General features: G+C 56.5%; 9 protein-coding genes. 7 read left to right on the forward strand and 2 right to left on the reverse strand.

Going from position 1 to position 7,755, the window contains the following annotated elements:
• From ACXJJW_RS09655 to proS, 6 genes are all read left to right on the forward strand, one after another.
• Window positions 1-1,171: AIR synthase-related protein (locus ACXJJW_RS09655; RefSeq protein ID WP_456475538.1), on the forward strand; the 1,171-nt coding region annotated here is incomplete at its 5' end.
• Between the two features lie 10 nt (window positions 1,172-1,181).
• Entirely contained in the window at window positions 1,182-2,060 is an 879-nt protein-coding gene (gene pdxS, locus ACXJJW_RS09660; RefSeq protein ID WP_456475545.1) for a pyridoxal 5'-phosphate synthase lyase subunit PdxS, read from the forward strand.
• Window positions 2,061-2,068: 8 nt separating this feature from the next.
• Window positions 2,069-2,974, forward strand: coding sequence for a DsbA family protein (locus ACXJJW_RS09665; RefSeq protein ID WP_456475539.1), 906 nt, complete (start codon window positions 2,069-2,071; stop codon window positions 2,972-2,974).
• A complete protein-coding gene (gene pdxT, locus ACXJJW_RS09670) occupies window positions 2,971-3,543 on the forward strand; it encodes a pyridoxal 5'-phosphate synthase glutaminase subunit PdxT (RefSeq protein WP_456475540.1) in 573 nt (190 codons plus the stop codon). Before ACXJJW_RS09665 ends, pdxT begins: the two co-directional genes overlap by 4 nt.
• An 8-nt stretch (window positions 3,544-3,551) precedes the next feature.
• The gene (locus ACXJJW_RS09675) at window positions 3,552-4,607 is read left to right on the forward strand and encodes an MBL fold metallo-hydrolase (RefSeq protein ID WP_456475541.1); all 1,056 of its coding nucleotides are present in this window, start codon (window positions 3,552-3,554) and stop codon (window positions 4,605-4,607) included.
• A gap of 125 nt (window positions 4,608-4,732) precedes the next feature.
• Entirely contained in the window at window positions 4,733-6,142 is a 1,410-nt protein-coding gene (proS, locus tag ACXJJW_RS09680; protein ID WP_456475546.1) for a proline--tRNA ligase, read from the forward strand.
• Window positions 6,143-6,194: 52 nt separating this feature from the next.
• On the opposite strand, the gene ACXJJW_RS09685 is transcribed toward proS, so the two are convergent.
• Window positions 6,195-6,404, reverse strand: coding sequence for a hypothetical protein (locus ACXJJW_RS09685; RefSeq protein WP_456475542.1), 210 nt, complete (start codon window positions 6,402-6,404; stop codon window positions 6,195-6,197).
• Window positions 6,405-6,409: 5 nt separating this feature from the next.
• A complete protein-coding gene (locus tag ACXJJW_RS09690; protein WP_456475543.1) occupies window positions 6,410-6,931 on the reverse strand; it encodes a c-type cytochrome in 522 nt (173 codons plus the stop codon).
• A 128-nt stretch (window positions 6,932-7,059) separates the two neighbouring features.
• Here ACXJJW_RS09690 and cas6 point away from each other — a divergent pair.
• The coding region (gene cas6 / locus ACXJJW_RS09695) for a CRISPR-associated endoribonuclease Cas6 (RefSeq protein WP_456475544.1) at window positions 7,060-7,755 on the forward strand (696 nt) is incomplete at its 3' end.

Genomic DNA, 7,755 nt, shown 5'->3' on the forward strand with positions numbered 1-7,755 from the left:
CGACAACGCCTTTCTGCATGAACTTCTCGGCTACGCTGAGGCAGGTGTTGGCATGGGCGAGTTCGGCGTGGGTTCGCGGGGTGAGGGCGATTTCTTTGTGCACCGCAGGCTGGCGCAGATTATCGGCTCAACCCCTGCTGTGGTGGATGCGCGCCAGCAGGACGATGCGGGCGTTGTTGAGGGCGAGGCTGGTTACATTGCAGTTGCCGTGGATGGAATGCACTCGCGTCTGAGCGAGTTTCCCTTCCTCGCTGGTTTCCACGCTGCTCGCGCAGCGCTGCGCGACGTCTGTGTAATGGGGGCAAAGCCCAGAGCGCTCATAAGCGACCTGCACCTGGCGGATGACGGCGATATTGGCAAGCTCTTCGACTTCACCTCCGGCATAGCCTGCGTGGGGGAGCTTTGCTCAGCCCCGCTCATCGCCGGGAGCACACTGCGTGTGGGCGGCGACATGGTGTTCGGCTCCCGCCTCGTTGCCAGCGTCGCCGCAGTGGGAACCTCCCCCGAGCTTCCCAAGGCACGGAAGCACGCCGAGGAGGGCGATGTTATCCTGCTCACCGAGGGTAAGGGCGGAGGCACTATTACAACCATAGCGGTCTACCACCAGCGCTACGACGTGGTCACTGAGACGCTGAATGTGGAGTTCATGCTCGCCTGTGAGGCGCTGATGGAGCAGGGCATGCTGGGCGAGGTACATGCGATGAGCGATGTTACAAACGGCGGAGTGCGCGGCGATGCCTGGGAAATCTCACGCACCGCCGGCAAGAAGCTGGTGCTGTACGAAGATGAGCTGTACCGCTCAATCAACCCCAGGGTTCTTGAGATGCTCAATGAGCTTGAGATTGACCCCCTTGGGGTAAGCACAGATTCGCTGATGCTCATCCTCCCCGGTGAGAGCGCTTCCCGGGCTAAGGAGGCGCTTCGCGGTGTGGCAAAAGTTTATGAGGTAGGAAGGGTAGAAGTAGGCAGAGGCGTATACCTCGCTGGCAGAGAAGGCGAGCGTGAGCTCAAAACCAAGTTCAGGGAGGCAGCGTACACAAAGGTTAAGAAGATAATCGGCGAGGGTGCGCCCCAGGAGATGGAAGAGATGAGGCGCAGAATAGCGCAGGCCGCTGCAAGGGCGGCTGAGAAGAAGATTGCGGTTAAGAGGTTCATACTCAGGAGGGATTGAAGTGGCTAGGATGAAAGGCACCGTGAAGGTGAAGCGTGGCCTGGCGCAGATGCTCAAAGGTGGAGTTATCATGGACGTCACCAATGCAGAGCAGGCGGGCATCGCAGAGGATGCCGGTGCAGTGGCTGTGATGGCACTGGAGAGGGTTCCGGCTGATATACGTGCCGCAGGCGGCGTGGCGAGAATGGCTGACCCCGCGAAGATCAAGGAGATTATGGAGGCTGTGAGCATACCTGTGATGGCGAAGGTGAGGATAGGCCACTTCGCCGAGGCGCAGATACTCGAGGCCATGGGTGTTGATTTTATAGATGAGAGCGAGGTTCTCACGCCTGCGGACGAGCACAACCACATTGACAAGCACAGGTTTAAGGTGCCCTTTGTGTGCGGCGCGCGCAGCCTGGGCGAGGCTCTGCGCAGGATTTCTGAGGGTGCCGCCATGATTCGAACCAAAGGCGAGGCGGGCAGCGGAAACATCGTCGAAGCAGTGCGCCACATGCGCCTGGTTACGGGTGAGATTCGCCGCCTGCGCAGCATGCGGGAGGACGAGCTGTACTACGCGGCGAAGGAGCTTCAGGCATCCATCGACCTGGTGAGGGAGGTGGCCAAGCTGGGACGCCTGCCTGTGGTGAACTTCGCAGCTGGCGGCATAGCCACGCCGGCAGATGCCTCGCTGATGATGCAGCTTGGTGCGGATGGCATATTCGTGGGCTCTGGCATATTCAAGTCCTCTGACCCGGAGGCGAGGGCAAAGGCTATAGTGGAGGCGACCACCCACTATACCGACTTTGAGCTGCTCGCCGAGATTTCCAGGGGAATAGGTGAGGCCATGAAGGGCCTTGACATACACCAGCTGAAGCCAGAGGAGCTTCTTCAAACGCGCGGTGTGTAGGCGGTTGGATGAAGCGCGCAGCCCTGGAGATGCTGGTAGCCGGTATTGCCATTGGCCTTGCTCTGGGCTACTTTGCGGCTGGAATGCTTGGGCAGGAGGAGGCTTCTCAGTCAGCGGCGCTCAACGCCCAGCAGGCTGGTGAGAGGACCCTTGCCTATGTGGATAAGAACTTCCTCAAACCGAAAGGAGTGGAGGGCAGGCTGCTCAACACAACGCCCTACGGAAGCTATCTGTACCGCGTGGATATCCAGGTTACCGGCGCAGGCAGGGTGCTCGACTCACCCACTGTCTATGTAACCAGGGATGGTGAGATTCTTGTGCTGCAGCAGCTCAACATGTCCCAGCCCATAAAGGAGCCCGGACCACAGCGGGTGGCGGTGAGCGAGGATGACGACCCTGCTATTGGTCCAGGGAATGCGCCCATTGTAATTATCGAGTTCTCAGATTACCAGTGTCCCTTCTGCAGAAAGTTTAGAATGGAGACGCTGGACAGGCTCCTCAATGCCTATGAGGGCAGGGTGCGATTCGTCTACCGCGACTTCCCGCTGGAGAATATCCACGCCTTTGCGCTCAAGGCTGCTGAAGCAGCAAACTGCGCCGGCGAACAGGGGAAGTACTTCGAGTACCATGACCTGCTGTTTGAGAAGCAGAGCGACTGGTCTGCGCGGGGCGAAGCCGCCTTTTTCGAGTATGCGCAGCAGCTTTCCCTCAATGTGGACAGCTTTAAAGCCTGCCTTGCCTCAGGGAAGTATGAGGAGGAGGTCAGAAAGGACCTGCAGGATGGAATAAATGCTGGCGTCACAGGCACGCCCGCATTCTTCATAAACGGCATACCTCTGAAGGGGGCGCAGTCCTTCGAGGCGTTTAAGGCGATAATAGATGCCGAGCTTGCGGGGCAGGAGGCTGAGCCATGAAGATGGGTGTGCTTGCACTTCAGGGTGATGTTGCAGAGCACCTCGCCGCCATGAAGCGGGCGCTTCGCAGAAAAGGCGAGGTCATCGCCGTGAAGAAGGCGGAGCAGATAGATGAGCTGGACGGCCTTGTTATCCCCGGCGGGGAGAGCACCACCATAGGCAAGCTCATGCAGAAGTATGGCATCGACAGGGCGATAAAGGCCAAGCCCGAGCTGGCGATCTTCGGGACCTGTGCGGGAGCTATTCTGCTTGCCAGAGAGATTGAAGGATATGAGCAGTTTTCTTTGAGGCTAATGGACATAGCAGTTGCGAGAAATGCCTTCGGGAGACAGCGGGAGAGCTTTGAGGAGAGGCTGGTTATACCTCCGCTTGGGGAAAGGCCCTTCCATGCGGTTTTCATACGCGCGCCTGTTATCACCCGCGCAGGGCCCGGGGTAGAGGTGCTCGCCCGTGTGGGTGAGGCCATAGTGCTCGCCCGGCAGGGGCGCTACCTTGCCTGCGCCTTCCATCCAGAGCTTACCAGAGATTCAAGGCTGCACCGCTACTTTATGGAGCTGGCGCAGAAATAATCCATATTATGGGCGTTTCATTTAAACCAGTATGGTTTGATTCTCTAGGTGCCAAAAGCTCCTGCACACTTGTCAAAACCCCAGATATCTCTGTATTAATAGACCCTGGAATAGCAGTAATGCATCCGGGTTTCCCGGCAGGCGAGGAGGAAAAGATACGGTGGGCGCAGGAGGGGAGGAGAGCAATAAAAAGGGCGGTGAACGAAGCCCGGGTTGTTGTAATCTCCCACTATCATTATGACCATTATTTTCCGGATGACATGAAGGTGTATGAGAATAAACTCCTCCTAGCGAAGAATCCGAATGAGTACATAAACGACTCCCAGCGCAGGAGGGCTGAGAGTTTTTACTCCAGGGTGTGTGAACATTTTGGCGGTGTGGAACTCAGCGCTTTTTTGAGGTCGCCAGAGGCGAGAGAGTATGCCGACCCCCTGGAAGAGCTGCCCAGAGCCATGCACAGGGACTTCGGAAGTTACAGCCAGAGGAGGAGGCAGCTGCTAAAGCAGGGCATGAGCTTGCTGAAGCGCAGGAGAGATAAATGGAGCAGTACCCCGGGGATACAGGAGCTAAAATTCAGCGCCCTTGAGGTGAGGTATCCCGAGGGCAGGGAGATGCGCTTCGGAGACACCAGGCTGAGGTTCACCAGACCCCTTTTTCATGGGATTGAATTCTCCAGACTGGGCTGGGTATTTGCAACCGTAGTGGAGCATGGAGGTGAAAAGTTTATACATTCGAGTGATGTGAATGGCCCCATAATAGAGGATTATGCAGAATGGCTGATCAGGGAAAACCCTGACATACTGGTTCTGGACGGACCGATGACCTATATGCTGGGCTACATGCTGAACAGGATCAACCTGAACAGAGCAATAGAAAACGTTTTGAGGATAATTAGAGAAAGCGATACAGAGCTTATTATTTACGACCACCATTTACCGAGAGATGCTAGATTTAAACAGAACACACAAAAAATCTGGGACGCCGCAGAAAAATATGATAAAAGGATACTCACTGCCGCGGAATTCCTGGGGATAACTCCTAGGGTTCTCGAGGCGACAGCATAGATACGCTGCGCCCCACCTCCCTGAATTTATTGGTGCCAGACTTAGGCAACCTTTAAATATCGCAAACACATACCCATGCCTTGACGCTGTCGCAGGGCAGAGTGCGGTTTCTGACAGGTGATGAGATGCGCAATAGGTGGAAGAACAACTTCAGCGAGTGGTACAACGAGATTATTGAGAAGGCTGAAATTCTGGATGTGCGCTACCCTGTTAAAGGCGTGTACGTGTGGTACCCCTTCGGCTTTAAGATACGCAGGCGCGTGGTTGAGCTTATACGGAGCATCCTCGACGCCAAAGGGCATGAGGAGGCGCTGTTTCCCCTGCTCATTCCTGAGCACGAGTTCGCCAAGGAGGCAAAGCACATCGCCGGCTTTGAGGATGAGGTTTACTGGGTGACCCACGGCGGGCTCACTGAACTCAAGGTAAAGCTGGCGCTGCGTCCAACGAGCGAGACAGCAATCTATCCCATCTTTGCCCTCTGGATAAGAAGCCATGCCGACATGCCTGTGAAGATTTACCAGGTGGTAAATACCTTCCGCTATGAGACAAAGCACACCCGGCCGCTGATAAGGCTCAGGGAGATAACCACCTTCAAGGAGGCGCACACTGCACATGCAAGTGCCGCCGAAGCAGAGGCGCAGGTGCAGGAGGCAATTGCCTGCTACAGGAGCTTTTTCGACACTCTGGGAATACCCTATATCATCTCCCGGCGCCCCGACTGGGACAAATTCCCGGGCGCAGAGTACACCATGGCCTTCGACACCATATTTCCTGACGGAAGAACACTGCAGATAGGCACTGTGCACAACCTGGGGCAGAACTTCGCCCGCACCTTTGAGATTACCTTTGAGAACACCAGGGGAGAGCAGGAGTACGCCTACCAGACGTGCTACGGCATGAGCGACCGCGTGATTGCTGCCCTTCTTGCCATCCACGGCGACGACTCGGGTTTGTGCCTCATGCCGGAGGTGGCCCCTATTCAGGTTGTGGTGGTGCCCATCTGGTTCAAGGATAAGAAGGAGCTCGTTGACCGCGAGGTGGAGAAGCTCAGGGAAGAGCTTCAGGATTTCAGGGTGCATGTCGACGCCCGCGATATTCGCCCTGGAAGCAAGTACTACGACTGGGAGATTCGGGGTGTGCCCCTGCGCATAGAGCTGGGCCCCAGGGATATTGAGGCTGGTGCAGTTACCCTGGTTCGCCGGGACACGGGCGAGCGCTTCTCTGTGCCCAGGGCGGAGGTTGAAGAGCGCGTGCGCGAGGCACTGGCGAAGATATCCTCCAGTATGAAGGAGCGCGCATGGCGTGAGATGGAGGACAGGATTCACACCGCCTCCAGCATAGAGGAGATTAAAAAGGTGGCTTTGCAGGGCGGAGTGGTTAAGACCACATGGTGCGGGCGCGAGGCATGCGGAAAGAGCATGGAGGACAGCGCTGATGTGGACATCCTGGGCATCCTCGATGAAGCTGCACAGGGCACCTGCGCTGGCTGCGATGAGAGGGCGGAGAAGGTTATAATCATGGGCAGGAGCTACTGAATGTCTCCTGACGAATTCCACAAGCTGGTAGTAAGGCGTTTTCTGCCCAGCCTCACTTTACAGCCTCATAGACGAGGTACACCCCGAAGAGGGTTATACCCAGGAATACTGCACTCAGCAGCAGCGCAAAAAGGCTGAATCCGCCACCCATCATCCCGCCCATGGCCATGCCCCCGAAGCCCATCCCTCCCGAGGAAAGTCCCAGCAGGCCGACCACCGTCAGAATGATCCCGGCCACAAGCTTGTCGTTTCTTTCTGCCATAACATTCACCTCCTGTCCAGCTCTTTGAGGAAGAGTATCAGGTCATTCAGGTCACTCTCACTCATTTTCCATCTGGGCATGCACGGGTCGAGCTCCTCTCCAGCGGGGTTTATGCCCTCTGTTATTGCCCTCTTTACTGTACTCTCATTGTAGGGCTCATGTTCCTCACCGCCGTGCTCCATCTCTTCGGTGAGTGCACTGTACCTTATGTCTGCCGGAACCTCTGAGCACATCATCACAGCCCTGCCGCCCCTGCCGTCTTCACCATGGCAGGAGACGCAGCTGCCCCCATGCGTGTACAGCCACATCGGTCCGGCGGACCCTGGCACAATCTGCTCTCCACGCTCATCGATACCCGTGTAGTATATCATCTCCCCGTTGGAGGAGTACTGCATCTGCGGGGGCTGTGCACCCTGATAGGGGGTGCCCATCATCCCACCAGGGGAGGGACTCCTGTAGTAGTTGTAGATACCCACTGCAAGGAAGAGCAGCACAACGGCTATGATAACGGCGATACCCCTCTTCATCCTCCAGTCACCTCCAAAGCCTAATACCCCCTCTCTGAATCATCTCGGCGCAGGGGCTTATAAACTTTTGTCAAGAAATAACCTTTATATGCATCTCCGCTCAAAGAATACCTGCGGGAGAGGCGTGAATGAGGGTTAAAATTTCCTTCACGGGCAGGGGCTTTGTGCCTTTCAACTACAACCACTACCTTGCGGGTGTCCTGTACAGGGCCTTTAAAGAGGCTGACCTGGAGCTTGCCTATTCCATACACACCTCAAAGAGCATAAAGCACTTCACCTTTTCTGACCTCAAGGGAGGCAGAGCTGTGAGGAGGGGGCTGATTTTTGAAAGGGGCGGATACTTTCTGCTCTCCTCCCCGAGGCACAAGGTGCTTACCGCGGCGGTGGAGGGCCTTCTGGATGAGGGCGTGCTCCAGATAGGCTCTGAGAGGTTCCAGCTGCAGGCGATGGAGGTGCTTCCGCAGCCAGATTTCAGCCCGCCTCTGAGGCTCCGCACCCTTTCGCCGATAAATGTTACCACCATGATCGACACCCCCTCCGGCCCAAAGCCCTGGGACCTGAACCCCTCCCAGCCCAAGTTTTATGAGAACCTGCGCAGGAACCTTGTGAAGAAGTATGAGCTATTCCATGGCAGGCCTCCCGCTGATGCCGAGGTTGAGCTCAGCCCGCCCACCTTCACAAAACAGCGCCGCATACGCATAAGGGACACCTTCCACCGCTGCTACATTATGGACTTCGAGGCCAGAGGCTCTAAGGAGCTCCTTGAAATGGGCTATGAGGCAGGATTCGGCGAGAAGAACAGCATGGGTTTCGGCATGGTGGAG

Source organism: Candidatus Pyrohabitans sp., assembly GCF_054014795.1.

Bases quoted from the DNA above. Each gene is read 5' to 3' on its own strand.
- pdxS (WP_456475545.1), top strand. From the start codon at position 1,182: ATGAAAGGCACCGTGAAGGTGAAGCGTGGCCTGGCGCAGATGCTCAAA.
- ACXJJW_RS09665 (WP_456475539.1), top strand. From the start codon at position 2,069: ATGAAGCGCGCAGCCCTGGAGATGCTGGTAGCCGGTATTGCCATTGGC.
- pdxT (WP_456475540.1), top strand. From the start codon at position 2,971: ATGAAGATGGGTGTGCTTGCACTTCAGGGTGATGTTGCAGAGCACCTC.
- ACXJJW_RS09675 (WP_456475541.1), top strand. From the start codon at position 3,552: ATGGGCGTTTCATTTAAACCAGTATGGTTTGATTCTCTAGGTGCCAAA.
- proS (WP_456475546.1), top strand. From the start codon at position 4,733: ATGCGCAATAGGTGGAAGAACAACTTCAGCGAGTGGTACAACGAGATT.
- ACXJJW_RS09685 (WP_456475542.1), bottom strand. From the start codon at position 6,404: ATGGCAGAAAGAAACGACAAGCTTGTGGCCGGGATCATTCTGACGGTG.
- ACXJJW_RS09690 (WP_456475543.1), bottom strand. From the start codon at position 6,931: ATGAAGAGGGGTATCGCCGTTATCATAGCCGTTGTGCTGCTCTTCCTT.